Raw genomic sequence first — 24,121 nt, 5'->3', positions numbered from 1 at the left:
CGTCCCGTGAGGATCGGTGTGGTGTGTCCGTACTCGCTGGGGACACCCGGCGGGGTGCAGAACCACGTCCGGGATCTCGCCGAGGCGTTGCTGCAGGTCGGGCACGAGGTGTCGGTGCTGGCTCCGGTGGACGCCGCCGACACGGTTCCGTCGTACGTCGTGTCGTCCGGGAAGGCGGTCGGGGTTCCGTACAACGGGTCGGTCGCGCGAGTGACCTTCGGACCGCGCACGGCGGCTCGGGTGAAGAGCTGGCTGGCCGACGGTGACTTCGACGTGGTCCACGTGCACGAGCCGACCACGCCGAGTGCGTCGATCATTGCGCTCTGGTCGGCGGGTGGACCGTTCGTGGCGACGTTCCACACCTGGCAGGTCCGGTCCCGGGCGATGAGTGCGGCGTCGAGCCTGCTGCGGCCGGCGCTGGAGAAGATCGACGCCCGGATCGCCGTCTCCGAGAATGCCCGGTCGATGATGGTCCAGCACATCGGCGGCGAGGCCGTCGTCATCCCGAACGGGCTGTACACGGACCGCTTCAAGGGCAGCCCGCGGCGTGAGTGGCAGGGCACCGACGGCACCATCAGCATCCTCGGCCGCTTGGACGAACCTCGGAAGGGACTCGGCGTCCTGATGAAGGCGGTCCCCGCGCTGGTCACGGAGCGCCCGGGACTGAAGATCCTGGTGGCCGGCGCCGGGCAGGCCGACGAGGCGCGGCGGCTGCTTCCGGCGCACTGTCACGACAATGTACTGTTCCTCGGCGCCGTCGATGACGAGGCCCGGGCGGACATGCTGGCCGGCTCGGATCTCTACATCGCGCCGCATCTGGGCGGCGAGAGCTTCGGCATCGTCCTGCTGGAGGCGATGGCGGCCGGAGCTCCCGTGCTGGCGAGTGATCTGGCGGCGTTCCGCCAGGTGCTCGACGGCGGCGCGCTGGGGGAGCTGTTCGAGCCGGGCAACGTGCAAGAGCTCACCACGCGCGCATTGCGGCTCCTGGATGCGCCCAAGGAGCGTGACCACCTCCGCGCCGCCGGACTGAGCGCCGTACCGCGGTATGACTGGTCGGTGCTGCTCCCGGAGTTGATGTCCGTCTACGAGCTCGTGGCCCGGCGGTAGCGCTCCGCCAGCACCTGCAGGTACTCCGTGAGCTCCGGAGGTCCCTCGCGTACGACGAAGTCCGCGTCGAGCAGACTCAGGTGGACCGCCAGGCTCTGCACAGTGTCCGCCCCCGTCTCAAGCAGACACGTGTGCGCGTCGATCGGCTCGACCACTCCGACCGCGGGCGTCAGCCGTTCGGCCAGCGCAGCCGCCGGAATGTGTACGACGACCGCTGCGCGGTACCTCCAGGCCGCTGCGGACACTCGGCGGGACACGTACGCCGCAACGTCGCCACCCTCGGGCAGCTCACGCGGACTGAACCGCGGACCGGTCGGAATCCGCGGCTGCACCCGATCGACCCGAAACGTGCGCCAACCCTGCTTCTCGAGGTCGAACGCGACCAAGTACCAGCGCCGACCCCAGTTGACCAGCCGATGCGGCTCGACCCGCCGGAGCGTCGATTCACCGCCGTGAGCCGAGTAGTCGAACCGCAACTGCTCCCGATCCCGGCACAGCCCGGCCAACTGGGTCAGCAACTCAGGATCCACCTGCGGGCCGCCGGCATCCGGCGGAACCTGCACGGTGTAGCTGGCCAGCGTGCTGACGCGTCTGCGTAGCCGAGACGGCAGCACCTGCTCCAGCTTGGTCAGAGCGCGCAGCGACATCTCCTCGACCCCGGCAACGCCCGCAGCCTTCCGCAGTCCGACCACGACCGCCACGGCCTCGTCATCGTCCAGCAGCAGCGGCGGGAGCGTTCCCCCGGCGCCCAGCCGGTAGCCGCCCACCGAGCCGCGCGTCGCGTCGACCGGGTAGCCCAGCGCCCGCAGCCGCTCGATGTCGCTGCGGACCGTCCGCGGACTCACCTCCAGCTTCGCGGCGAGCTCGGCGCCGGTCCAGTCGCGGGGCGACTGCAGCAAGGTCAGCAGCTTCAGCAGTCTGGCGGAGGTCTCGATCATGGCGGAAAGTCTGGCATGCCATTAGGAAGCTAACCCGCCTAATGGACTCCTAGCGTTGCAGCATGACGAACAACACCGAGATCCGACCCTTCCGCATCGAGATTCCGCAGGCCGACCTGGACGACCTGCGCGACCGCCTGGCCCGGACCCGCTGGGCCGGGGAGCTCGACATCGACTACACCGACGCCGTCCGGACCGGACCGCTCCCGCCCGAGTGGGAGTACGGCGTACCGCTGTCCTACGTGCGACGGCTGACCGAGCAGTGGCTGACGACGTACGACTGGCGGAAGTGGGAGGAGCGGCTGAACTCCTACCCGCAGTTCGTGACCGAGATCGACGGGCAGAACGTGCATTTCCTGCACGTCCGCTCGGCCGACCCGGACGCGATCCCGCTGGTCCTGACGCACGGCTGGCCGAACACCTTCCTCGAGTACGTCGACCTGATCGAGCCGCTGACCGCTCCGGCGAACGGCGAGCAGGCGTTCCACCTGGTCATCCCGGACATCCCGGGCTTCGGCTTCTCCGGCCCGACCCACGACCGGGGCTGGAACCGGTATCGCACCGCGGCCGCGTGGGCCGAGCTGATGCGCCGGCTCGGGTACGAGCGGTACGGCGCGCACGGCAACGACGGCGGTTCGTACGTGTCGCCGGAGGTCGGACGGGTCGATCCGGAGCACGTGATCGGGGTGCACGTGACGCAGCTGTTCTCGTTCCCGACCGGTGACGCGACCGAGCTGGAGAACCTCACCGAGGCTGAGCAGGGGTATCTGCAGTTCCTCCAGTTCTTCAACGACAACATGGGTGGCTACGCGAAGTTGCAGGAGCAGACGCCGCAGAACGTCGCGCACGCGCTGGCCGACTCGCCGACCGGGCAGCTGGCGTGGGTCGCGCAGTTGCTGAGCGGGTGCAGCGACGAGCACGTGCTGACCAACGCGACCATCTACTGGCTGACGAACACCGGTGCGTCATCGGCGCGCTTCTACTACGAGGACAAGCACGCCGACCACCCGAAGGAGCCGACCACCGCGCCGACCGGGCTGGCCAGTTTCGCGTTCGACTTCCGGCCGCTGCGCCGGTTCGCCGAGCGGGATCACGCGAACATCGTGTCCTGGCACGAGTTCGACCGCGGCAGCCACTGGGCGACGCAGGACGCGCCGGATCTGCTGCTGCGGGATCTCCGGGAGTTCTTCGCGTCGCTGAAGTGATCAGCGGCGGTCCCGGAACGCGTTGAGGAGTGCGCTGCGGGCGTCACCCGGCAGGGCGTCGGCGGGCAGGTCGGTGAGGGCCTGGGCCGTCCGACGGATCTGCTCGAGGTAGCGCCCGCAGCCGTCGCACAGGGCGAGGTGGTCGATGAAGTCCTGCTCCGCGTCGGTGCTCAGGGCGCCCTCGAGGAACGCGGTGACCTGCTCGACGAACTCACGACATTCCAGCTCGCTCATGAGTAGTACTCCTCCAGTCTGCCGCGCAGGAACGCGCGCGCTCGATGCAACAGCACCCGCTGGTTGGCCGGCGTGATCCCGAGCAGCTCGCAGACTTCGTCGTACGGGCAGCCCTCGACATCGCGCAGTACGACGACCAGCCGCTGGCGCTCGGGGAGCTCGGCCAGCGCCTTGGTCAGGTACGCGCGGACCTCGCCGGTCAGCAGACCCTGCTCGGGTGACGGCCAGGCCGGCGGGAACTCCCACCAATGGCCGGGGAACGGGTCGCCGGCCGGGCGGAAGCGGCTCGGGTCCACGGTCGGTCCGGAGTCGTCGACGCTGCTCAGCGGGACGACCTTGTGCTCGCGGACGCCGCGCCGCTTGGCCGTGTTGGTGAGGATCCGGTAGACCCAGGTCTTCAGCGAGGACCGGCCCTCGAACCGGTCGATGCCCTCGATCACCGCGAGCCACGTCTCCTGCACGACCTCCGCGGCCGACTCCTCGGTGGACACGAACGACCGGGCCAGCCGCAGCATCCCGCCGGACCACCCGTCCAGCAGCAGCGCGAACGTGTCCTCGTCGCCGATCCGCAAGCGCTCGAGGAGTACGTCGTCAGCCGGAAGGCCAGCCATCGGCTCAGCGTACTGGGACCGCATGCCGCTGGACCCAGACGAGTGCGGCGCCGGCCAGGGCGACCGCGCCGGTGATCATCCAGCCGGACACGGAGACCCCGGCGTGCTTGCTCAAGGCACCGAAGACGAGCGCGAACGGCGTGAACAGCAACCACGAGACCGCACTGATCCCGGAGGCCACTCCGGTCCGGATCGTCGACGGTACGGCGTCGTGCAGCAGGCGGCTCAGATGGATGCCGATCACCACCAGCAGGAACGTCAGCGCGACCATCGCCGCTGTCAGCGCAACCAGGCTGCGGCTCGTCGTCATGGTCAGACAGGCCGCGAGCATGGTCAGTACGACGATGGCCACCGGGAGCGCCCGGTCGAGCTGGAGCCGGCTCGCGAGCAGGCCGCCGATCCCGAGCATCCCGACCAGGAGGGCCCAGAACGGTCCGTAGTACGAGGCCTGTGTCTGCAGGGCGATCAGCCACAGCGGCCCGAACTCGAACATCGCCTGCAGGAGCATCGCCGCCAGGAGTGTGGCCGTCGCGATCGGCACGAGCCGGCCGCGGTGAGTGATCGCGCGGTACGTGACGACCAGGTGATCGCGCAGCGAGGTCCGCTCGCTCGCCTGGTGCAGCCTGGGCTCGCGGAACCGGCTCAGTGCGACGAGGTACAGCACCGCGAACGGCAGCGTCAGGAAGTAGGTCGCCCGTGGCGAAAGCGCGGCCGCGATCCACCCGCCGGCCAGGGCGCTGGCCACCAGGGCGACGCTCTCGACGAACCGCACCCAACCGATCCTGCGCTCGTACTCCGCGCTGTCGCCGGTCTCCTCGAGCACCACGTCGTACACGATCGCCTCGACGGTCCCGGAGTACATCGCGAAGTAGATCCCGAGGATGAGCGCCGCGACGATGTAGGTCACCACGTTCTGGCTGATCGCGCCGATGAACACGCTCACCAGGAGCGCGACCCCGGCCACCATCAGCACACCGCGCCGCGACCACCGATCGGCCAGTACACCGGAAACCACTTCCGCGACCGGCACCAGCGCCGCGTACGCCGCGGCCATCAGGCCGATCGTCGCCGCGTCGAAGCCGATCCCCACCAGGAACAACTTCTCGACCGGCACCCAGAAGCCGACCCCCTGCAGGAACCCGGCGACCCACAACGGCGTGAGCCGTGTACCCACGCGGGCTGTTCTCTGCAACATGAGGACTCCAAGGCTGAGCGGATCCGGTCAGCCTTGGAGTGTCACGAGGGTGCGGAAGCGTTACACCAGCTTTTCGGCGGTGGCCTTGATCGCGTCGAAGTCACCCGGCGTCGGGTGCCAGGGGAGCCGCAGCGGGTCGTCCTGGTAGCGGGGGATGACGTGCAGGTGGGTGTGGAACACGGACTGCCACGCGGCCTCGCCGATGCAGCTGAGGAGGTTGGCGCCGTCGGCGTTCAGGCGCTCGATCACCCGGCCGACCAGCGATTGCGCGAGCAGCGTCGTGGCGGTGAGGTCCTCGGCCGCAGCCTCGCGAAGATCGGTGGAGTGGGCCCGCGGGACCACCAGCAGGTGACCGGGGGTCGCCGGGTTGATGTCCATGAAGGCGATCGCCCGGTCGGTCTCGGCCACCCGCGTCGACGGGATGGTGCCGGCCACGATCCCGCAGAAGAGACAGTTCTCGCTCATCGGCCCAGGCTATACACTGCGCGAGCCGAACCCGCCCACCTCGAGGAGCCCGATGCCGGACGAACTCCTGCGGCCGACCATCGCGGCCGGCGAGCGCCGTACGGCGCGCCCGTGGCGGCTGCTGTACATGGGGTACGTCGCGGTGCTCGGCGGGATCCTGCCCGTCACCTGGCTCTCGTTCGTGAACAGCCGCCGCCTCGGAGTCAGCCCGGTCCGGCGACTGCTGATCGTCGTGATCGGGATTGCCGGACTGGTCGCCGAGATCCTGCTGGCCGGCTGGCTGTTCGGCGGCGACGACAGCCAAGGGCTGGCGCGGCTGACGCCGGTCCGGGTGATCGCCGCACTGGCCTACCTGGTCCAGATGCGCCTGCAGCTCCCGATGGAGCGTGCGTTCCAGCTGCGTGGCGGCGAGCACGCCACCCGGTTCGGCGCCGGCCACATCGTCCTGATCGGGGCCGGCGCGATCGTCGAGGCCGTCATCGTGCTGGCGGCGGGATCATGACCGAACCGGCGGAGTCCCGCCTGCAACTGGCCGGCCACTGGCTCCAGATCGGCCGTCCCGAGCGGGCCCTGACCGAGCTCGACGCGCTGCCCGGCGACGCCGCGCTCGACGTCCGCGCGTACCTGTTCCGCGGTTCGGCGCTGCACCAGCTGGACCGGAACGCCGAAGCGATCGACGTCCTGCAGGACGGGCTCGGGCGGCACGGACCGTTCCCGCCGCTCCTGCAGGTGCTGGGCTACGCGCTGCGGGCCGAGGGTCGCCTGTCCGAGGCCGAGTCGGTCTTCCTGCAGGGGCTGAGTCTCGACCCCACCGACCCCGATCTGCTGATCGGGTATGCCCGCGTGTGCCTGGCCGCCGGACAGGTGCAGAAGGCGAGCGCGCTGGTCGAGCGGGCGGCGTCGCAGGCTCCGGAGAGCGTCGTGGTCTCGGCGGCCCGGGCCGAGGTCGCGTTCGCGCTCGGCAAGGACCGGGACATGCGCCGGCACAGCGTGGAAGCGCTGTCGCACGATCCCGAGGACCCGCACGCGCGGGCGCTGCACGGCACCGCCTCGATGCTGACGGGTGACGCCCGCTCCGGGTACGACTCGCTGCGGTCCGCGGCCGCGTCCCAGCCCGGTGACGCCGACCTGCGTGCCGCCGCGCGTGAGGCCAAGCTGGTCAACCATCCGTTGATGCTGCCGCTGCGCCCGTTCGCACGGTTCAACCCGCTGGTCGTCTGGATCGGCGCGGTCGCGATCATCTACGGCCTCCGGATCGCCGGTCTGGGCCCGCTGTCGTTCGGGTTCGCGATGATCTGGCTGGTGTTCTGCGTGTACTCCTGGGTGGTCCCACCGCTGGTCCGCCGCTGGATCAACAGGAAGTGGGGCCGATGACCAACGACCGGATTGCCGCGTTGCGGAAGGCGGTTGAGGCGAACCCGGACGACCTCCTGCTCCGGCTGGTGCTCGCGGAGTCGCTCACGACGGCCGGCGAGACCGAGGAGGCGCTGGACCAGTACGTCGTGGTGCTCGATCAGCACGGGTTGCCCGACGACCAGTTCGTGCCGGTGGGCGAGTTGGCCGCGGCGAACGGGCGGCTCGCCCTCCTGCGCAGTCTGCTCGAGGCCGCACGGCAGCAGGGTGTGGTCGAGGGGACCGGCCGGCTCCAGCAGCTCGTCGACGGGATGATCGCCGAGCGCAGCGGCGTACGGATCAAGGTCGGCCCCGAGGCGGAGACGCCGTACGACGTGGAGACGCCGAAGGAGACCACCACCTTCGACCAGGTCGGCGGGATGGAGGAGATCAAGCGGGTCATCCACCGGATGGTGATCCTGCCGCTCAGCCGCCCGGAGCTGTACGAGAAGTACGGCCGGAAGTCCGGCGGCGGCGTGATGCTCTACGGGCCGCCCGGCTGCGGGAAGACGCTGCTCGCGCGGGCGACCGCGGGGGAGTGCGGGCTGCCGTTCGTCAACGTCCGGATCGAGGACGTGATGGACCCGTACCTCGGCGTCTCCGAGCGCAACCTGCACGCCGCCTTCGAGCGCGCCCGGGCGAACGCGCCGTGCGTGCTGTTCCTCGACGAGCTCGACGCGCTGGCCTTCGCGCGGCACAAGCACGGCGGATCCGAGGCGCGCCGGTTGGTCGACGTCCTGCTCCAGGAGCTCGATGCGATCGGCTCCGAGAACGACGGCCTGCTGGTCCTCGCCGCCACCAACGCGCCGTGGGACGTGGACGAGGCGATGCTGCGACCGGGCCGCTTCGACCGGGTGATCTTCGTCCCGCCGCCGGACGAGCCCGCGCGGGCCGACATCCTGTCACTGCTGGTGAAGGACGTGCCGGCCGACGGTCTGGACCTGAAAGCGCTGGCCGCTCAGACGCCGATGTTCAGTGGTGCGGACCTGCGCGCGCTGATCGAGCGCGGCGTCGACCGCGTGATCGACGAGGCTCTGTCGACGGGTGGCGAGCCGCCGTTGGGCATGCGGCACCTCGCCGAGCCGCTCACCACGGTCAAGCCGTCGACGCTCGAGTGGCTGCACCGCGTGCGCTCGTACATCGAGTTCGCCAACCAGAGCGAGCGGTACGACGACGTCGCGGCGTACCTCAAGTCGCGGGACGTCCGCCGCCGGCTCAGCCGAGACACCAAGGGCTGAGCCGGCCCGGCAGACTCAGGACGACGACTTCACCCTGGACGCGGCGGAGTCCGGCATCGGTTCGTAGCGGGCGAACTGCCGCGTGAACGACGCGGCACCGTGCGACAGCGACCGGAGGTCGATCGTGTAGCGGGTGATCTCCACCTGCGGCACCTCGGCCTTCACCAGCGTCCGGTCCTCCCCGACCTTGTCGGTGCCGAGCAGTCGCCCGCGCCGGCCGGACAGATCGCTCATCACCGCGCCGACCAGGTCGTCCGGAATGAGGACCGACACCAGGTCGACCGGCTCCAGGAGGTTCACCTTCGTCGCCGCGGCAGCCTCGCGCAGCGCCAGCCCACCGGCCATCTGGAACGCCATGTCCGACGAGTCGACGCTGTGAGCCTTCCCGTCGAGCAGGGTGACGCGGATGTTCACCATCGGATACCCGGCGGAGACACCCCGCTCCATCTGCGCCCGGACGCCCTTCTCGACACTCGGGATGAACTGGCGCGGTACGGCGCCGCCGACCACCTTGTCGACGAACTCGAACTCCGCGCCCTCCGGGAGCGGCTCGACCTCGATGTCACAGACGGCGTACTGACCGTGGCCGCCGGACTGCTTCACGTGGCGCCCGTGGCCCTTCGCCTTCCCGCCGAACGTCTCCCGCAGCGGCACCCGCAGCTCGACGGTGTCGACGGTCACGCCGTACCGGCTGGACAGGGCGTCCAGCACGACGTCGGAGTGAGCCTCACCCATGCACCAGAGCACGATCTGGTGGGTCTCCGGGTTCTGCTCGATCCGCAGCGTCGGATCCTCGGCGGCCAGCCGCTGCAACCCGACACTCAACTTGTCCTCGTCGGTCTTCGCGTGGGCCTGGACGGCGATCGGCAGCAACGGCTCGGGCATGTTCCACGGCCTGAGCAGGAGGGGATCGGCCTTGTCGGACAACGTGTCGCCGGTCTCGGCCCGGGTCAGCCGCCCGATCGCGCACAGGTCGCCCGCGACCACGGCCGACGCCGGCCGCTGGACCTTGCCGAGCGGGAACGACAGCGTGCCGATCCGTTCGTCCTCGTCGTGGTCGGCGTGGGAGTTCGCCTCACCGAAGAAGGACGTGAAATGGCCCGACACGTGAACCGTCGTGTCGGGCCTGATGGTGCCGGAGAACACCCGGACCAGGCTGACCCTGCCGACGTAGGGGTCCGACGTCGTCTTCACCACCTCGGCGAGCAGCGGCCCGTCCGGGTCGCAGGTCAGCCCCTTGCGCGGCACGCCGTGCGGGGTGAAGACCTCGGGCAGCGTGTGCTCGGGCGGTGACGGGAAGCCGCTGGTGGCCACCTCGAGCAGCTCGAAGGTGCCGACACCGGAGGCGCTGCAGACCGGGATGACCGGGAAGAACGAGCCCCGCGCGACCGCGTGCTCGAGGTCCTCGATCAGCACCTTCTGGTCGATCTCCTCGCCACCGAGGTAGCGGTCCATCAGCGACTCGTCCTCGGACTCCTCGATGATCCCCTCGATCAGGGTGCCGCGCAGCTCCTCGATCTCGTCGGCGTACGACGGATCCGGGGCTGAGGTCGACCGTTTGCCGTCCGCGTAGCCGTAGTAGGTCTGGGACAGCAGCCCGATCAGCCCGTCACCAGCGGGCAGGTAGAGCGGCAGCACCTTGTCGCCGAACGCGGCCTGCGCGGCGTCGAGCGCGGTCTGGTAGTTCGCCCGGGCGTGATCCAGCTTGGTGATCACGACGGCCCGGGGCATCCCGACCTGGTCGCACTCCTGCCAGAGCGATTTGGTCGGCTCGTCGACGCCCTCGCTCGCCGAGATCACGAACAGCGCGCAGTCCGCCGCGCGCAGCCCGGCCCGCAGTTCGCCGACGAAATCGGCGTACCCGGGGGTGTCGATCAGGTTCAGCTTGACGCCGTCGTGCGGCAGCGAGGCGAGCGACAGGCCCACCGATCGCTGCTGCCGGATCTCGGCGTCGTCGAAGTCGCACACCGTGGTTCCGTCCAGGACGGTGCCGGGTCTGTTCAGGACGCCGGAGGCCACCAGCAAGGCCTCGACGAGGGTGGTCTTGCCGGACCCGGACGAGCCGACGAGCACCACGTTGCGGATGGCGTCCGGGCTGTCCACAGCGGGCGCGGCTCCGGTGCCTTGGGAAGTATTCGCCTTGTCTGCCATGACGTTCCTCCTGGTCCACCCACCATTCCCCCAACCGCCACTTCGCACAAGAGCCATCACGTTCCGGATTCGCCGCGGCCGCCCGCCGGGCGTCCCACTCCCGGACCCCCGCGCTCGGTAGTGTCGCGGCCATGCGAAGGGCACTCGGGGTCGTCATCAGCACGCTGGTCGCCGGACTGGCACTGGCCGGCTTCGCGTTGCCGGCGTCGGCCGCGGCCGGTGACGAGGTGAAGAACTTCACGATCGGCTACACGGTCGGCGCCGACGGCGTGCTGCACGTGAAGGAGACGATCGCGTACACCTTCGCCAGCACCGGCCGGCACGGCATCTACCGCGACCTGGTCACCCGGGAGCCGTACAAGGACGACGACACGAAGGACCAGAAGTACGAGGTCTCGAACCTCGGGGTGTCCGCGAGCCCGGGAGTGTCCGACGAGTTCAGCACCGAGACGACGTCGTCCAACCAGGGCCGCTACGAGACCATGCGGATCAAGATCGGCTCGGCGAACGAGACCATCTCCGGGTACGACGCGACGTACGTGATCACGTACGACGTGCGCGGCGCGCTCCGGCACTTCGCCGACCACAGCGAGCTGTACTGGGACGCGACCGGCACCGCCTGGGACGCGGTGATCAACCAGGCCGACGTCAGCGTCACCGTTCCCGGCGGTGTCCAGAAGACGGACTGCTTCTACGGCCCGACCGGTTCGACCCAGGAATGCACGAGCACCGTGAGCGGTGGGAAGGGCGTCTTCGGAGCGACCGACCTCGGCCACGGTGACGGCATGACGATCGTCGCCGGGATCACGGCCGGCGCGGTCAGCAACGACGCGCCGATCGTTGTCGACCCGCCGAGCTGGCTGGAGCGCAACGGGCTCTCGTGGGCCGCGCTGGCCGGTTCGGGCGCGGTGAGCCTGGCCGCGATCGCCGCCGCGGTCCTGTACTCGAGGAACGGCAACAAGGACCAGCGGTACGCCGGGATGCCGCCGGGCACGTTCCCGCCGGACGGGGTCGTGGCCGAGCCGGTGAAGGACGACCTGCGCGAGGACCAGATCCCGGTCGCGTTCGCGCCGCCGAAGATCCCGGTCGCCGAGGGCGGTCTGCTGATCGACGCGAAGGCGACGACCACGGAGACCGCGGCGACGCTCATCGACATGGCGGTGCGTGGCGGCGTACGGATCGAGAACACCGGCAACGACCAGAAAGCGGTGCTGCTGAATCCTGCGGTCGCGACGGCGCCGCACGAGCAGGTGCTGCTGTCCGGGCTGTTCCCGTCACTGCAGCCGGGGTCGGAGGTGCTGCTGCGCCGCGGTGCGGTGGGCGATCACACGATGCGGCGGGCCCATGACGGGATGATCCGGGCGCTGCGGGATCAGGTGAAGCAGCGCGGGTGGTATGTGCGGATGCCGCGAGCGGGCGGCGGTTCGGCGTTCAAGAACGGCACCGGCTGTGCGTGCATGGGGATGATCGCGATCTGGGTGTTCGGCGCCGGCCTGGCCGGGACGATCACCGGCGCGGCGACCGGCGGGCTCGGCCGGGCGGTGGTCGTCGCGGTCCCGGTGATCGCGGTGATCGTTGCCATCGGCATCTGGATCGCGAAGCGCGGGAAGGGCCAGCGGAACCCGGCCGGACGCGCGGTGGCCGACCAGCTGATCGGGTTCCGGCTGTACCTGGCGACCGCGGAGGCGGATCAGCTGCGGTTCGAGGAGGGGGAGGACATCTTCAGCAAGTACCTCCCGTGGGCGATCGCCTTCGAGCTGGCCGACCGCTGGCAGAAGGTGTGCGAGCAACTCGTCGCCGCCGGCCGGCTGACCCCTGACCCGTACTGGTACGTCGGCCCGTCCTACTACAGCTCCGGCTGGACCGCCGGCGCGGTCAGCTCCACCGTCGCCCACAGCTTCGACCCCCCGCCCGCCCCGGCCAGCAGCGGCGGAGGCGGCGGCAGCTCCTCCGGCTTCAGCGGCGGCTCCTCCGGCGGCGGAGGCGGCGGTGGAGGCGGCGGCAGCTGGTAGCCACCGCCTCGACACAAGGCGTCAGACCGTTCCGCCGGCGGCGGGGGGAGCGGTCGGGTCGTTGCTCGCGGCTCCGACGACCTCGCGGGCCATGAAGTCCTCGAGGTGGAAGAGGTTGTCGCCGGCCCGCTTCGCGACGTTGACCAGTGTCTTCATCGCGGCGACCTCCTCGACCTGCTCCTTGAGGAACCACTGCATGAACTGCTCACCGATGTAGTCCGCCTCGTCGCGCGCCGTCCGGGCCAGCGTCTCGACCTGCTTGGTGACGGTGATCTCCTGCGCGAGCGCCAGTTCCAGCGGCTCGAGCGCGGTCTTGAAGTCCGACGCGACCTCGCCGACCGACGGGATGGTCGGCCGGATGTCCTTGTCCAGCAGGTACTGGACCATCATCATCGCGTGGTTCCGCTCTTCCAGCGCCTGCTTGTAGAAGTGCGACGCGAGCTGCGGAAGGTCCTGGTCGTCGAACCACACCGCCACGGCCACATACTGCTGGGACGCGGTGAATTCGTTGCCGATCTGCTCTTGCAGAAGCTTTTCGTACGTGCTCATTGACCTAATCTAGTGGCCGGGACCGGTTTTCTCACCCTTGCCAAGGCTCGCCTAATCGACTCGATTCCGTCCCAGTCCGACCACCTCGGTGCCGCCACCGGGCAGGCTGATCCGCACCGTCGTCCCGTCCACCGCGACATCGATGCCCTCGGCAAGCGCTTCCGGCCGGAGCGCGTCCCGGGTCAGCAGGACGGCGCTCACGAGCACGAGCGGCTCGCCGTCGTGCGGAGCTGTCAGGTACGGCGTAGCCGAGTGCACACCGAACGCGTTCGCCCCGAGACCCCGGTGCACGCCGGCTTCGTCGTACCCGTGCAACCCGACGACCGCGGAGAGCAACCCGTCCTCGTTCCGCGCCGCTGCGGACTCCGGACCAGCTGTTGCCTCAGGCAATGACTCGCCCGCGACCGCGAATCCGCCGCTGCGCACCATCGACCCGGCCGGCCCGTCCACCAGCGCACACCGGATCTCCCAGCCGGCGTGGACGACCGAGGCCGTCTCGATCCGCCACGGTCCGTCCGTGCCCAGCCACGCTTTGTGCCAGGAGGACGCCGTGCGCCCGCTGACGCCGATCCGCCGGATCCGCCCGCGTGAGCTGGACCGGCCGTCCGCGTCGACCAGCGAGATCAGGTTGTCGATCCGCGGCGCGTGGTCGGACAGCTCCGGCCCGGCGTGGTTCGCGTAGGCCAGCCGGTTGTAGTGCGCGTCGCCCTCCGGCTCGACACCCTCCGGCTCGGCGAGAGGGGCGTGGTCGGCGCCATGGTTGACCAGTTGCACGATCTGGTCGTGCCGGCTCGCGTGCACGATCCACCCCGGCGCCGGCATCGCCCGTACCTGATCCGCATCGTCCAGCGGGATCGAGTCCTCCGGATCCGTCCACACCGGGTGCTCCGGCGGCAGGATCAGTCCGATGAACCCCTTCGAAGCCCAGTACGGCGAGCCGGGGCCGGAGTACTGCTGGGTCGTCGGCAGGAACGTGTCGTACCACCCGAGGGTCAGCAGACCGCGCTCATCCGGCACACCGTGCTGCACGAAGTGCCGTGCGATCCCCGAGCACAGTCGCCGCGTCTGACCGGGCGACAGGGGAGTGGAGTCGAGCACCGCTCCCATCCAGTACGGCGTTGCCGCGGCCATCCGATAGGTCAGGGAGCGGCCCTGGTAGATCGGCGCTCCGTCGTTGCCGACCAGATGCACCGCGTCCTCCAGGAACAGCCGGATCCGGTCCCGGTACAGCTTCAAGCGGTCCTCGTACGCCGCACCCGGCGTGGCAGCCGCCATCCGGGTCCACAGCCCGGGGTAGAGGTGCATGGCCCAGCCGATGTAGTTGTCGAAGTTCTGCCCGTCGCCGTCGGAGTACCAGCCGTCGCCGACGTACCAGTCCTCGATCCGGTCCAGGCCGCCGTCGATGTCCTCCTGCGAGTACGGCGCTCCGACCGACGCGAGGAACTGCTCGCTCACGACCTGGAACAGCCGCCAGTTGTTGTCGTGCGTGGTGGAGCCGTTGAAGCCGCCCAGCCACTCGGCGACGTGCTCCTGCGCACGGGTGTCGAGCCGGTCCCAGATCCACTCCCGGGTCTCGTGCAGCGCGACCGCGATTGCCGCCGCCTCCACCATCTGCTGCGACCGCGGGGTGAGCCGCAGCCAGGCCTCCGGGTGGTCCGGATTCGCTCCGTTCGCGACGCCTCGCGCGTACCGCTCGATCAGTTGCTCACAGCCCTTGCCCTGGACGCCGGCGATCCGGAACGCGGCCAGCATGAACGACCGCGCGAAACCCTCCAACGCGTCGGACGCCGTACCCGACCGGCTCGGCCGGCCGGGCAGTGCGATCAGCGAGGCGCCGGGGGAGAAGTAGGGGATGAGCGAGTCGAGCAGGTGGTCCGCGAGCGCCTCCCAGTGCGCACGGCTCCAGCCGGTCTGGCGGGACAGAACGCGATCGGTGTCCGGCAGGACGAGGCGGGTCATGCGAGTCTCCCGAGTTCGGCTTGGCTGATGGCGTGTTCCAGGGGCAGGCCGGTGGCGAGGCGTTCGAGTTCGCTCACGGCGAGCTCGCCGAGGCGGGCGATCTCGTTGCCGACGGCACCGGCGACGTGCGGGGTGACGAAGACGTTCGGCAGGTCGAGCAGCGGCGAGTCCGGCGGCAGTGGCTCCGGGTCGGTGACATCGAGGACGGCGTCGATCCGGCCGGACACGCACTCCCGGAGGAGGGCCTCGGCGTCGATGATCTTGCCGCGCGCCGTGTTGATCAGGACCGCGCCGTCCTTCAGCAGACCGAGCAGGCGGGCGTCGACCAGGCCTACGGTCTCCGGAATGAGCGGCGCGTGCACGCTGAGGATGTCGCTGCGACGGAAGAGGGTGTCGTTGTCGACCAGCTCCGCACCGAGCCCGGCGGCCTCGGCCGCGGTCAGGTACGGGTCGCTGATCAGGACGTCCAGATCGAAACCGCGCAGCCGCTCGGCCACCATCCTGGCGATCCGCGACGCTCCCAGCAGACCGACGGTCGAGCCGTAGCTGCCCGGCATTCCGTGCGGGTCCGCCTTCCGCCGTTCCAGCCGGTACTGCGCCGCGAGCCGGAAGGCCCGCTTCCCGGCGAGCACGATCGCCGCGACCGTGAACTCGGCCACCGGCAGCGCGTTCGCGGTGGCCGCCGACGACACCTGGATCCCGCGGTCGAACGCGACCGGGTCGACGATGGCCTTCACCGAGCCGGCCGCGTGCAGGATCGCCTGCAGCTTGGGCGCCTCGTCCAGCACCTCCGGCCCGATCCGCGGGCAGCCCCAGCCGGTGATCAGGACGTCGACCTCCGGCAGCGCGGCCCGGATCGCGGGGTCGGCCAGGAAGCTGCTCCCGGGACCGACCGGCAGCACGGTCGCGACCGCCTCCAGGCGCGCGCGGACGCGCGGGACCAGGACGCGGTCCCGGCTGGCGTCGTTCATGGCCAGCATGACGGTCAGGGCGGAGTCTGGGTCGTCGCTCACCCCACCAACCTAGCAAGCGCTTTCCGAAGCTGTCTTCCCGCGGGCCGAATCTTGGAAGTTGCTGAAAGATCCGGACGGCCGGAATGTGGGCCCGCACGTTCGGCGTTAACAGGTGAAAGGGCAGGATAGAGGGGCCTACCCGCCCTGTTGGCCACTGTGTGAAGGAGACGACGATGCTGCGACCGGACGACCTCTACGAGATCGTCGACGAGTCGGTGGCGACCGGCCCGGCGGCGACGCCGAAGGTCTTGGTGCACTCGCTGGACGGGTTCATGGACGCCGGTCAGGCCGGCCGGGTGACGGCCGACCATCTGCTCGAGGTCCTGGACAGCCGGCTGCTCGCGCGGTTCGACGTGGATCTCCTGCACGACTACCGGGCCCGGCGGCCCGAGGTGACGTTCGCCGAGGACCGGTTCATCGACTACACCCCACCGCAGCTGAACCTGCACCTGCTGACCGACGACGCGGGCGTCGAGTTCCTGCTGCTCGAGGGCGTCGAGCCGGACAATCACTGGAACCGGTTCGCCGGCGCGGTCCGGCAGCTGATCGAGCTGTACAACGTCACGCTCACGATCGGCGTCCACGGCATCCCGATGGGCGTCCCGCACACCCGTCCGCTCGGCCTGACCGCGCACGCGACGCGGCCCGAGCTCGTCACCCGGTCGAACATCTGGGACGGCGAGATGCGGCTGCCCGCGAGCGCCGGCACGATGCTGCAGGTGCGCCTGGGCGAGGCCGGCAAGGACGCGATGGGCTTCGCGGTGCACGTCCCGCACTACCTGGCGGAGAACCGCTTCCCGGGTGCCGCGCTGGCCCTGGTGCACGCGATCTCGGCCGCGACGGGGCTGCTCCTCCCTAGCAAGGCTCTGCTCGACGAGGCCGCCGTCACCGGCCGGCTGGTCGACGAGCAGGTCGAGGCTTCGGAAGACGCGTCCGCGGTGGTCAACGCCCTCGAGACTCAGTACGACGCCGCCGCCGGCTCGCTCAGCCGCAAGAGCCTCCTGGCGGACTCCACCCCGTCCGCCGAGGAGCTGGGCGCCGAGGTCGAGCAGTTCCTCGCCGAACTCAACCGCGACGACGACCAGTAATCCGACCTGGAGCCCCGGCAGGGAGCCGGGGCTGTCAGGATGAGGCATGCCTGAGTCGCTGGAGGATCTGGTCGAGCTGCTCGACCTGGAGATGATCGACGTCGACCTGTTCCGGGGGCGTCAGCCGGATACGTCGATGCAGCGGGTGTTCGGTGGTCAGGTGCTGGGGCAGGCATTGGCCGCCGCGAGCCGGACCGTGGACCCGGAGCGCGTCGTGCACTCGCTGCACGGTTACTTCCTGCGCGCCGGCGACACCGCCGTACCGATCGTCTACCGCCCGGAGCCGACCCGGGACGGCGGATCGTTCAGCAGTCGCCGGGTGGTGGCGTCGCAGAACGGGAAGCCGATCTTCTACATGTCCGCGTCGTTCCAGCGGCCGGAGCCCGGTCTCGATCACCAGGATCCAATGCCGGACGACGTCGTACCGCCGGAGGAGGCGCCGCGGCTGGCGACCGTTCTCGAGGCCCGGTCGGGCCGGCCGGCGGCCGACTGGGACAAGGAGTGGGCGGCCCTCGACGTACGCCTGGCCGGAGTGACCGGCCGCCAGTTCTGGATCCGGGCCGCGGGCAAGCTTCCCGACGATCCCGCCTTGCACGCCTGCCTTCTCGCCTACGCCAGCGACCTGACGTTGCTCGGGGCAAGCTTGTTGCCGCACGGCATCGTGATCGGCGACCGCCGGATCCAGCCCGCCTCGCTCGACCACGCGCTCTGGTTCCACCGCCCGTTCCGCGCCGACGAGTGGCTCCTCTACGACCAGTCGTCCCCCTCGGCCTCCGGCGCCCGCGGCTTCGCCACCGGCCGCCTCTACACCGAGTCCGGCAGCCTGATCGCCTCGGTCGCCCAGGAGGGCCTGATCCGCCCGGTCGGCCTCGACCTGGATGCCGAAGGCTGAAGAGCGACCAGAAGTTCTGCTACCGTGGAGGCATGTTGCAGCGCGCAGTAGTGACGACGACGCCGAGGTTCGTCCCGGCGCGCTGACACCTGACTGTCTGACAAAGCCCCGGGGCGAGTGCCCCGGGGCTTTGTCATGTCTCCGTGGGTTGCTCGCCCCCAACCCGTGGAGGAAACCATGTACGACCACCGCAAGCTCGGCCGCGAACTCGGCCTGTTCGACTCCGACCCGCTGATCGGCGCCGGCCTGCCGTACTGGCTGCCCGCCGGTGCCGCCGTCCGGCACGCCTTGGAGAGCTACATCGCCGAGGTGGAACGAAGAGCCGGGTACCAGCAGGTGTACTCACCCGTGCTCGCCAAGCGCGAGCTGTACGAGATCTCGGGCCACTGGGCCAAGTACCACGAGGACATGTACCCGCCGATGGACATGGGCGGTGAGCAACTGGTTCTGCGGCCGAGCATCTGCCCGCACCACGCGCTGATGTACCGCTCCCGTTCGCACAGCTATCGCGAGCTCCCGCTCCGGTACTCCGAGCTCGGCGGGCAGTACCGCGCCGAACTGTCCGGAGCGATCGGCGGCCTGAGCCGGGTCCGCGCGATGCAGCTCAACGACGCGCACATCTTCTGCCGCCTCGACCAGGTCGCGGAAGAGGCGGAGAGCGCCCTCCGGCTGATCAACCAGGCGTACGCCGACATGGGCATCAGCGCGTCCCGCTACGTGCTCGCGCTCCCGTCGGAGGACGCCGACTTCAACAGCCCGTCGAGCAAGTACGTCGGCGACGCCGCGAGCTGGGCACAAGCCGCCGGCCTGCTCCGCGACGTCCTGAAGAACGCCGGCCTCGACTACGAGGACGCACCCGGCGACGCCGCGTTCTACGGGCCGAAGATCGACATCCAGATGATGGATTCGGCCGGCCGCGAGTTCAGTCTCTCGACCATCCAGATCGACTTCCACCAGCCTGCGGCGTTCGGCCTCGAGTACGTCGGTGCCGACGGCAACAAACACCGGCCGGTGATGGTGCACCGGGCGATCGTCGGGAGCATCGAGAGAGCGGTTGCTCAGCTGATCGAGGTGCACGGCGGCGCGTTCCCGGCGTGGCTCGCGCCGGTGCAACTCGTCGTACTCCCGATCTCCGACGACGAGGAGGACCTCGCCGTCGAGGTCGCCCGCCGGGCGTCGGACCGGGGGCTGCGGGTCGAGATCGCGCACGCGGACGAGGGCAGCCTCGGCGCTCGCATCCGGGAGAACCGGCTGGCGCCGTACCAGGCCGTCATCGGTGCGCGTGAGGCGGCGGCCGGCCAGGTGGCCCTTCGTGCGCGCGGCGGTCGGCAGTCGCCCGCGGCGGACATCGGGAGGGTCCTCGACGACGTCCGCGACAACTGCCGACCGCCCGCGCTCCGATGAGCGGGCGAGGTCAGGCTGGATTCTGCGCGCGCCGGCGCAGGATCCAGGTCGCGATCGGTACCACGATGATCGTCCCGATCAGGGCACTCAGGAGTCCGCCCCAGTCGAAGATGTCGTCGTCACCGATGCCGAGGCCCAGCGTGAAGATCACATAGCCGAGCAGGGCGCCGAGCAGGCCGAGTCCGATCGACACCAGCCAGGACTTCGGCCCGCTCATGTGCCGGAAGGCGTCGCCGGGAACGAGCATCCGGGCGATGACTCCACACACCAAGCCGAGTAGCAGTGCTCCTATCATGTCCACCCCTCCTTGGTTCGGAGTGTCCTCCTCGTTCCCGGCGGAGTCGAGTAGGTCAGCTCTCCTGCAGCTGTCCGATCAAGTGGGTGAGCTCGTGCTTCTCGTCGTACAGGGCGAAGTCGGTGGTCCTGCCGGTCTGCTCGAAGCCGAACTGCACCCGGGACGGCAGCAGCAGCGGCTTGCGGAAGTCGACGCGGACCGTGAAGGCGTCCGGTAGTTTCCCGGCGCGCTGGATCGAGGCGAGCGCGGCGGCCTTGGCCCACATGCCGTGCGCGATCTGGCGCGGGAACCCGAACGCCTGCGCGGTCAGCTTGAACAGGTGGATCGGGTTCCGGTCGCCGGACGCGGCGGCGTACCGGCGGCCGAGGTTGCCGCGCAGGTCCCACCAGGCGGTGGGGTCGAGCTCGGGGTCCTTCAGCAGGTCGACGTGCGCCGACTCCGTCCCGGACGCGCGGCTGAGCAGCGTGGTCAGGTCGGTCCACACGGCCTCGCCGTCGACGCTGACCTCGCTGACCACGTCGAACACCGTGCCCTTGGGATGCGGGCGTTCCGGCGTACTGTGCACGCGGATGGCCGGCTCGGCGTGAATCGGGATCGGCTGCTTCTGGGTGATCGTGTTGGACAGGTGCACGATGCCCATCGGCTTGTACGGGAACGACGGGTCCGACATCAGGTCCAGGTGCAGCGGGAACGCCAGGACGTGCAGGTACGTCGGCGGTAGCGCCGGGCCGGCCGGGAACCCGGTGACGTCGCGGTACGCCGACAGGTGGTCCTGGTCGATCGCGGAGCGGGGGAGCTCCAGCGTGAGGCCGTCCGCGTCCGGCTCGTAGTCGGCCCGTCGCAACGTGGCCTTGACCGTCCGCGCGTAGAGCGCGCCGAATCCGGGGGAGTCGTCGTACCGTCGGGTCGGCATGTCAGGCGCCCAGCATGCTCTGGCCGCAGACCCGGACCACGTTGCCGGTCACGCCGGCCGACGCCGGATCGGCGAACCAGGCGATCGTCTCGGCCACGTCGATCGGCAGCCCGCCCTGCTGCAGCGAGTTGATCCGGCGGCCGACCTCGCGGATCGTGAACGGGACCTTCGCGGTCATCTCGGTCTCGATGAAGCCCGGGGCGACCGCGTTGATCCGGATGTTGCGCTCGGTCAGCTTCGGTGCGAGCGCTTGGACCAGGCCGATCACGCCGGCCTTCGAGGTGGCGTAGTTCGTCTGGCCGTTGTTGCCCGCGATCCCGGCGATGCTGGCGACGCCGATGATCGAGCCGCCGTCGCGGAGCGAGCCGGACTCGAGCAGATGCTGCGTGATCCGCTCGGGTGCGCGCAGGTTGACGTCGAGCACGGCGTCCCACGCGTCGGTGCGCATGTTCGCCAGCCGCTTGTCCCGGGTGATGCCGGCGTTGTGGACGACGATGTCGAGCCCGCCGTGGTGCTCCTGCGCGTGGGCCGCGATCCGCTGCGCCGCGTCGACCGCGGTGACGTCGAGGAGGAGCTCGCTGCCGCCGATCTTCGAGATCACCTTGCGCAGCGCGTCCGCGTTCTGCGGTACGTCGACGCCGATCACGGTGGCGCCGTCCCGGGCCAGCGTGCCGGCGATCGCCGCGCCGATGCCCCGCGCGGCGCCGGTCACCAGTGCGACGCGACCGGCGAGCGGCCGATCCGGGTCCTTGCTGACCAGGGGACCGGTCCCGATCCGGGCGACCTGGCCGTCGACGTACGCCGACTTGGGGGAGAGGAAGAAGCGGAGGGTCGAGTCCAGCTGCTCGTGGGCGTCCGGAGCGACGTACACGAGATTGACCGTGGCGCCGCGCTTCACCTCCTTGCCGAGGCTTCGCGTGAAGCCCTCGAGGGCGCGCTGCGCGATCTGCTGCTCGGTGGACTGCGCGAGCTCCGGCGTCCGGCCGATGACGATCACGCGCCCGGCCGGCGCCAGCTGGCGGATGACGGGGGAGAAGAAGCGCTGCAGGCTGGTGAGCTCGGCCGTCGAGGTCGCGCCCGTGGCGTCGAAGACCAGCGCCTTCGGCCGGATCTCGCTCGACGCGACGCCCTCGGTCGCCGTACTGAAGGGGGCTCCGATGTCGCGCAGCAGCGCCTGGATCGCCTTGCCGGCGTCGGTCTCGGTGATCGCGCCGAACACCACCGGCCCGTCGATCACCGGCGAGCCCTCGATCCAGCGCGGCAGCGGCGTCGGGTCAGGCAGACCCAGGTTCTTCACCAGGGTCTGGCCGAGCGGCGTCCGGGTGAAGGTCTGGTAGCGGTCCGTCATTCTCTGCTCCTACTTCTCGAGGATGGCGACGACACCCTGGCCGCCCGCGGCGCAGATCGAGATCAGGCCCCGGCCACCGCCGTTCTCGTCCAGTTGCTTGGCCAGCGCGGCGACGATCCGTCCGCCGGTCGCCGCGAACGGGTGACCCGCGGCCAGCGAGCTGCCGTTCACGTTCAGCTTGTCCCGGTCGATCTCGCCGAGCGGGGCGTCCAGGCCGAGCCGTTCCTTGCAGAAGATCGGGTCCTCCCACGCCTTCAGGGTGGCCAGCACCTGGGACGCGAACGCCTCGTGGATCTCGTAGTAGTCGAAGTCCTGCAGCGTCAGGCCGGCTCTGGCCAGCATCCGCGGTACGGCGTACGCCGGGGCCATCAGCAGCCCTTCGGCGCCCTTCACGTAGTCGACCGCGGCGGTCTGCGAGTGGGTCAGGTAGGCGAGCGGCCTGAGGCTGTGCTTCTGTGCCCATTCCTCGGTCGCCAGCAGCACGGTCGACGCACCGTCGGTCAGCGGGGTCGAGTTGCCGGCCGTCATGGTCGCGGTCTCGCCCTTGCCGTACACGGTCTTGAGCGTCGCCAGCTTCTCCAGACTCGTGTCGGGGCGGAGGTTCTGGTCCTTCTCGAGGCCGAGGTACGGCGTGATCAGATCCTGCTGGAAGCCGCGGTCGTAGGAGGCGGCCAGGTTGAGGTGGGATCTCAGGGCCAGCTCGTCCTGCGCCTCCCGGGTGATACCCCACTCGAGCGCGGTCAGGGCCGCGTGGTCACCCATCGACTTCCCGGTCCGCGGCTCGGCGTTGCGGGGGATCTCCGGGACGACGTCCTTCGGCCGGACCCGCGCCAGTACCTTCAAACGGTCCTGGAACGTCTTGGCCCGGTTGAGGTCGAGGAGGATGTTGCGGAGCTTGTCGTTGACCGCGATCGGCGCGTCGGACGCAGTGTCCACGCCACCGGCGATCCCGGCGTCGATCTGGCCGAGGGCGATCTTGTTGGCGACCAGGATCGCCGCCTCGAGACCGGTGCCGCAGGCCTGCTGGATGTCGTACGCCGGGGTGGTCGGGGCGAGCTTGGAGCCGAGGACCACCTCGCGGACCAGGTTCCAGTCGCGGGCGTGCTTGAGGACGGCACCGGCGACCACTTCGCCGAGCTCCTGACCACCCAGACCGGTCCGGTCCACCAGGCCGTTGAGCGCGGCGGTGAGCATGTCGGAGTTGGAGGCGTGCCGGTAGGTCTTGTCCTGCCGGGCGAACGGGATCCGGTTCCCGGCGACGACGGCCACCTTGCGCGGTTCGGTCACGGTTTCTCTCCTGCTCTGCTGGAGCGGGTGGTGCTTCTGGGAAGGGCTTTTCGGCCCACTGCGGTCGCGAGGGTGGCGGTGATCGCGGTCGCCCGGACGGTGGCGACATCGGCATGATGCACCACCGGGTGGCCCGGCCGGCCGCTCGACACGATCAACCCGACCCTTGCCATGTGCAACGACCCGAGGGTCTGGGTGTACAGATGGTTGGCCAGGTAGTTGGGGTCCACCTCGTCGAACACGCCGGCCCGCTGACCGGCTTCGAGGATCTTCGCGATCCGGGCCAGCGCGGCGGCCATCGCCGTACCGAGCTTCACCATCACCGGCTCGGTGATCTCGCCGAACAGCTCGTCACCGGTGCGCCGGAGCAGGCTCATCGCGCAGTCGGCGAAGGCCGGATACTCCAGGCAGAAGTCGACGAAGACCTCGGACAGGGCCTTGAGCCGGTTCAGCGGAGCCTTGCGCGGATTGTCGACCTCGTCGAGCCGCTCGTCGAGCTCGCCCAGGTAGTCGACCAGGGTGAGCGCGAACAGCTCCTCCTTGCCGGCGAAGTGCCGGTAGATCAACGCCTTGTTGATGCCGACCCGCTTGGCGATATCGTCGATCTGCGCGTCGATCGTGCCCCGCTCGTCGAACAGCTCCCGGGTCGCCCGGATGATGTCCCGCTCCCGGTCGCGACGACGCTCCGCCGTGGTCCGGCGGCGTCCGATCGCGAGCAGCGCGGAGCTCATGGCTCGATCTTAGCCACAGCGGTACCCCCTGGTGCAAACGACGGTTACACTCGTCGGTAACATCTGGCTGCTGAGTGTTCCCCTGCTTCGGAGG

At 70.0% G+C, this 24,121-nt stretch carries 23 protein-coding genes; 9 read left to right on the top strand and 14 right to left on the bottom strand.

The annotated features are described in order from the left end of the window. Nucleotides 1-6: 6 nt before the first annotated feature. Nucleotides 7-1,107 carry a glycosyltransferase family 4 protein gene (locus ACZ6O0_RS16530; RefSeq protein WP_465765766.1) on the top strand — a complete coding sequence of 367 codons (1,101 nt, stop codon included), beginning with the start codon at nucleotides 7-9 and terminating at the stop codon, nucleotides 1,105-1,107. Here ACZ6O0_RS16530 and ACZ6O0_RS16525 read toward each other — a convergent pair. Beyond that, entirely contained in the window at nucleotides 1,083-2,045 is a 963-nt protein-coding gene (locus ACZ6O0_RS16525; protein ID WP_465765765.1) for a helix-turn-helix transcriptional regulator, read from the bottom strand. The two genes, ACZ6O0_RS16530 and ACZ6O0_RS16525, sit on opposite strands and share 25 nt — an antisense overlap. Nucleotides 2,046-2,107: 62 nt before the next feature. Between ACZ6O0_RS16525 and ACZ6O0_RS16520 the strand changes: the two genes are divergently transcribed. Further along, nucleotides 2,108-3,250 (top strand): epoxide hydrolase family protein, encoded by a 1,143-nt coding sequence (locus ACZ6O0_RS16520; RefSeq protein WP_465765764.1) that lies wholly within the window; start codon nucleotides 2,108-2,110, stop codon nucleotides 3,248-3,250. Here ACZ6O0_RS16520 and ACZ6O0_RS16515 read toward each other — a convergent pair whose 3' ends face one another. The 4 genes from ACZ6O0_RS16515 to ACZ6O0_RS16500 form a co-directional block, all read right to left on the bottom strand. After that, entirely contained in the window at nucleotides 3,251-3,484 is a 234-nt protein-coding gene (locus ACZ6O0_RS16515) for an anti-sigma factor family protein (protein ID WP_465765763.1), read from the bottom strand. It lies immediately after the preceding gene. Then, nucleotides 3,481-4,095, bottom strand: a complete 615-nt coding sequence (locus ACZ6O0_RS16510; RefSeq protein WP_465765762.1) for an RNA polymerase sigma factor — start codon at nucleotides 4,093-4,095, stop codon at nucleotides 3,481-3,483. The genes ACZ6O0_RS16515 and ACZ6O0_RS16510 overlap by 4 nt, the downstream gene beginning before the upstream one ends. Nucleotides 4,096-4,099: 4 nt before the next feature. After that, the gene (locus ACZ6O0_RS16505; protein ID WP_465765761.1) at nucleotides 4,100-5,269 is read right to left on the bottom strand and encodes an MFS transporter; all 1,170 of its coding nucleotides are present in this window, start codon (nucleotides 5,267-5,269) and stop codon (nucleotides 4,100-4,102) included. A gap of 81 nt (nucleotides 5,270-5,350) precedes the next feature. After that, nucleotides 5,351-5,755: an HIT family protein gene (locus ACZ6O0_RS16500; protein ID WP_465765760.1), complete on the bottom strand. Its 405-nt coding sequence runs from the start codon at nucleotides 5,753-5,755 to the stop codon at nucleotides 5,351-5,353. A gap of 52 nt (nucleotides 5,756-5,807) precedes the next feature. Between ACZ6O0_RS16500 and ACZ6O0_RS16495 the strand changes: the two genes are divergently transcribed. Genes ACZ6O0_RS16495 through ACZ6O0_RS16485 form a run of 3 tightly spaced genes read left to right on the top strand, consistent with a single transcriptional unit; the run spans nucleotide 5,808 to nucleotide 8,385 of the window. Continuing rightward, nucleotides 5,808-6,257 (top strand): hypothetical protein, encoded by a 450-nt coding sequence (locus tag ACZ6O0_RS16495; protein WP_465765759.1) that lies wholly within the window; start codon nucleotides 5,808-5,810, stop codon nucleotides 6,255-6,257. Further along, nucleotides 6,254-7,129 carry a tetratricopeptide repeat protein gene (locus ACZ6O0_RS16490; RefSeq protein WP_465765758.1) on the top strand — a complete coding sequence of 292 codons (876 nt, stop codon included), beginning with the start codon at nucleotides 6,254-6,256 and terminating at the stop codon, nucleotides 7,127-7,129. The genes ACZ6O0_RS16495 and ACZ6O0_RS16490 overlap by 4 nt, the downstream gene beginning before the upstream one ends. Further along, nucleotides 7,126-8,385, top strand: a complete 1,260-nt coding sequence (locus ACZ6O0_RS16485) for a tetratricopeptide repeat protein (RefSeq protein WP_465765757.1) — start codon at nucleotides 7,126-7,128, stop codon at nucleotides 8,383-8,385. Before ACZ6O0_RS16490 ends, ACZ6O0_RS16485 begins: the two co-directional genes overlap by 4 nt. Before the next feature lie 15 nt (nucleotides 8,386-8,400). Here the strand turns inward: ACZ6O0_RS16485 and ACZ6O0_RS16480 are convergent, their stop codons facing one another. Beyond that, nucleotides 8,401-10,536 carry an elongation factor G-like protein EF-G2 gene (locus tag ACZ6O0_RS16480; protein ID WP_465765756.1) on the bottom strand — a complete coding sequence of 712 codons (2,136 nt, stop codon included), beginning with the start codon at nucleotides 10,534-10,536 and terminating at the stop codon, nucleotides 8,401-8,403. A gap of 131 nt (nucleotides 10,537-10,667) precedes the next feature. Between ACZ6O0_RS16480 and ACZ6O0_RS16475 the strand changes: the two genes are divergently transcribed. Beyond that, entirely contained in the window at nucleotides 10,668-12,548 is a 1,881-nt protein-coding gene (locus tag ACZ6O0_RS16475) for a DUF2207 domain-containing protein (RefSeq protein ID WP_465765755.1), read from the top strand. 21 nt (nucleotides 12,549-12,569) lie between these two features. Here the strand turns inward: ACZ6O0_RS16475 and ACZ6O0_RS16470 are convergent, their stop codons facing one another. From ACZ6O0_RS16470 to ACZ6O0_RS16460, 3 genes are read right to left on the bottom strand one after another with little or no spacing between them, the layout of a single operon-like run. Continuing rightward, the gene (locus ACZ6O0_RS16470) at nucleotides 12,570-13,097 is read right to left on the bottom strand and encodes a ferritin (protein ID WP_465765754.1); all 528 of its coding nucleotides are present in this window, start codon (nucleotides 13,095-13,097) and stop codon (nucleotides 12,570-12,572) included. A 51-nt stretch (nucleotides 13,098-13,148) separates the two neighbouring features. Then, nucleotides 13,149-15,056 (bottom strand): DUF2264 domain-containing protein, encoded by a 1,908-nt coding sequence (locus tag ACZ6O0_RS16465; protein WP_465765753.1) that lies wholly within the window; start codon nucleotides 15,054-15,056, stop codon nucleotides 13,149-13,151. Continuing rightward, complete coding sequence (locus tag ACZ6O0_RS16460) at nucleotides 15,053-16,069, bottom strand: hydroxyacid dehydrogenase (protein ID WP_465765752.1); 1,017 nt, start codon at nucleotides 16,067-16,069, stop codon at nucleotides 15,053-15,055. Before ACZ6O0_RS16460 ends, ACZ6O0_RS16465 begins: the two co-directional genes overlap by 4 nt. 173 nt (nucleotides 16,070-16,242) lie before the next feature. Here ACZ6O0_RS16460 and ACZ6O0_RS16455 point away from each other — a divergent pair, with 173 nt between their 5' ends. From ACZ6O0_RS16455 to thrS, 3 genes are all read left to right on the top strand, one after another. Continuing rightward, nucleotides 16,243-17,157, top strand: a complete 915-nt coding sequence (locus ACZ6O0_RS16455; RefSeq protein WP_465765751.1) for a proteasome assembly chaperone family protein — start codon at nucleotides 16,243-16,245, stop codon at nucleotides 17,155-17,157. A gap of 46 nt (nucleotides 17,158-17,203) precedes the next feature. Next, nucleotides 17,204-18,049, top strand: a complete 846-nt coding sequence (locus tag ACZ6O0_RS16450) for an acyl-CoA thioesterase (RefSeq protein WP_465765750.1) — start codon at nucleotides 17,204-17,206, stop codon at nucleotides 18,047-18,049. Nucleotides 18,050-18,226: 177 nt separating this feature from the next. Further along, on the top strand, nucleotides 18,227-19,453 hold the full coding sequence (gene thrS / locus ACZ6O0_RS16445) for a threonine--tRNA ligase (RefSeq protein ID WP_465765749.1): 1,227 nt from the start codon (nucleotides 18,227-18,229) through the stop codon (nucleotides 19,451-19,453). Between the two features lie 10 nt (nucleotides 19,454-19,463). On the opposite strand, the gene ACZ6O0_RS16440 is transcribed toward thrS, so the two are convergent. Genes ACZ6O0_RS16440 through ACZ6O0_RS16420 form a run of 5 tightly spaced genes read right to left on the bottom strand, consistent with a single transcriptional unit; the run spans nucleotide 19,464 to nucleotide 24,027 of the window. Further along, nucleotides 19,464-19,748: a GlsB/YeaQ/YmgE family stress response membrane protein gene (locus ACZ6O0_RS16440; RefSeq protein WP_465765748.1), complete on the bottom strand. Its 285-nt coding sequence runs from the start codon at nucleotides 19,746-19,748 to the stop codon at nucleotides 19,464-19,466. Between the two features lie 55 nt (nucleotides 19,749-19,803). Then, nucleotides 19,804-20,661 (bottom strand): MaoC/PaaZ C-terminal domain-containing protein, encoded by an 858-nt coding sequence (locus ACZ6O0_RS16435; RefSeq protein ID WP_465765747.1) that lies wholly within the window; start codon nucleotides 20,659-20,661, stop codon nucleotides 19,804-19,806. 1 nt (nucleotide 20,662) lies between these two features. Continuing rightward, complete coding sequence (locus ACZ6O0_RS16430; RefSeq protein WP_465765746.1) at nucleotides 20,663-22,009, bottom strand: 3-oxoacyl-ACP reductase; 1,347 nt, start codon at nucleotides 22,007-22,009, stop codon at nucleotides 20,663-20,665. Between the two features lie 9 nt (nucleotides 22,010-22,018). Then, on the bottom strand, nucleotides 22,019-23,296 hold the full coding sequence (locus ACZ6O0_RS16425) for an acetyl-CoA C-acetyltransferase (RefSeq protein WP_465765745.1): 1,278 nt from the start codon (nucleotides 23,294-23,296) through the stop codon (nucleotides 22,019-22,021). After that, entirely contained in the window at nucleotides 23,293-24,027 is a 735-nt protein-coding gene (locus ACZ6O0_RS16420; protein ID WP_465765744.1) for a TetR/AcrR family transcriptional regulator, read from the bottom strand. The genes ACZ6O0_RS16425 and ACZ6O0_RS16420 overlap by 4 nt, the downstream gene beginning before the upstream one ends. Nucleotides 24,028-24,121 lie beyond the last annotated feature (94 nt).

This window comes from Kribbella sp. NPDC048837 (assembly GCF_055586945.1).
Note: the sequence above shows the minus strand (reverse complement) of the source record. Positions and strands in the feature narration are given on the sequence as shown.

Excerpts from the sequence above, each read along its gene's own strand:
- ACZ6O0_RS16525 (WP_465765765.1), bottom strand. The coding sequence starts at position 2,045 with ATGATCGAGACCTCCGCCAGACTGCTGAAGCTGCTGACCTTGCTGCAG.
- ACZ6O0_RS16520 (WP_465765764.1), top strand. The coding sequence starts at position 2,108 with ATGACGAACAACACCGAGATCCGACCCTTCCGCATCGAGATTCCGCAG.
- ACZ6O0_RS16515 (WP_465765763.1), bottom strand. The coding sequence starts at position 3,484 with ATGAGCGAGCTGGAATGTCGTGAGTTCGTCGAGCAGGTCACCGCGTTC.
- ACZ6O0_RS16510 (WP_465765762.1), bottom strand. The coding sequence starts at position 4,095 with ATGGCTGGCCTTCCGGCTGACGACGTACTCCTCGAGCGCTTGCGGATC.
- ACZ6O0_RS16500 (WP_465765760.1), bottom strand. The coding sequence starts at position 5,755 with ATGAGCGAGAACTGTCTCTTCTGCGGGATCGTGGCCGGCACCATCCCG.
- ACZ6O0_RS16495 (WP_465765759.1), top strand. The coding sequence starts at position 5,808 with ATGCCGGACGAACTCCTGCGGCCGACCATCGCGGCCGGCGAGCGCCGT.
- ACZ6O0_RS16490 (WP_465765758.1), top strand. The coding sequence starts at position 6,254 with ATGACCGAACCGGCGGAGTCCCGCCTGCAACTGGCCGGCCACTGGCTC.
- ACZ6O0_RS16485 (WP_465765757.1), top strand. The coding sequence starts at position 7,126 with ATGACCAACGACCGGATTGCCGCGTTGCGGAAGGCGGTTGAGGCGAAC.
- ACZ6O0_RS16480 (WP_465765756.1), bottom strand. The coding sequence starts at position 10,536 with ATGGCAGACAAGGCGAATACTTCCCAAGGCACCGGAGCCGCGCCCGCT.
- ACZ6O0_RS16475 (WP_465765755.1), top strand. The coding sequence starts at position 10,668 with ATGCGAAGGGCACTCGGGGTCGTCATCAGCACGCTGGTCGCCGGACTG.
- ACZ6O0_RS16470 (WP_465765754.1), bottom strand. The coding sequence starts at position 13,097 with ATGAGCACGTACGAAAAGCTTCTGCAAGAGCAGATCGGCAACGAATTC.
- ACZ6O0_RS16465 (WP_465765753.1), bottom strand. The coding sequence starts at position 15,056 with ATGACCCGCCTCGTCCTGCCGGACACCGATCGCGTTCTGTCCCGCCAG.
- ACZ6O0_RS16455 (WP_465765751.1), top strand. The coding sequence starts at position 16,243 with ATGCTGCGACCGGACGACCTCTACGAGATCGTCGACGAGTCGGTGGCG.
- ACZ6O0_RS16450 (WP_465765750.1), top strand. The coding sequence starts at position 17,204 with ATGCCTGAGTCGCTGGAGGATCTGGTCGAGCTGCTCGACCTGGAGATG.
- thrS (WP_465765749.1), top strand. The coding sequence starts at position 18,227 with ATGTACGACCACCGCAAGCTCGGCCGCGAACTCGGCCTGTTCGACTCC.
- ACZ6O0_RS16440 (WP_465765748.1), bottom strand. The coding sequence starts at position 19,748 with ATGATAGGAGCACTGCTACTCGGCTTGGTGTGTGGAGTCATCGCCCGG.
- ACZ6O0_RS16435 (WP_465765747.1), bottom strand. The coding sequence starts at position 20,661 with ATGCCGACCCGACGGTACGACGACTCCCCCGGATTCGGCGCGCTCTAC.
- ACZ6O0_RS16430 (WP_465765746.1), bottom strand. The coding sequence starts at position 22,009 with ATGACGGACCGCTACCAGACCTTCACCCGGACGCCGCTCGGCCAGACC.
- ACZ6O0_RS16420 (WP_465765744.1), bottom strand. The coding sequence starts at position 24,027 with ATGAGCTCCGCGCTGCTCGCGATCGGACGCCGCCGGACCACGGCGGAG.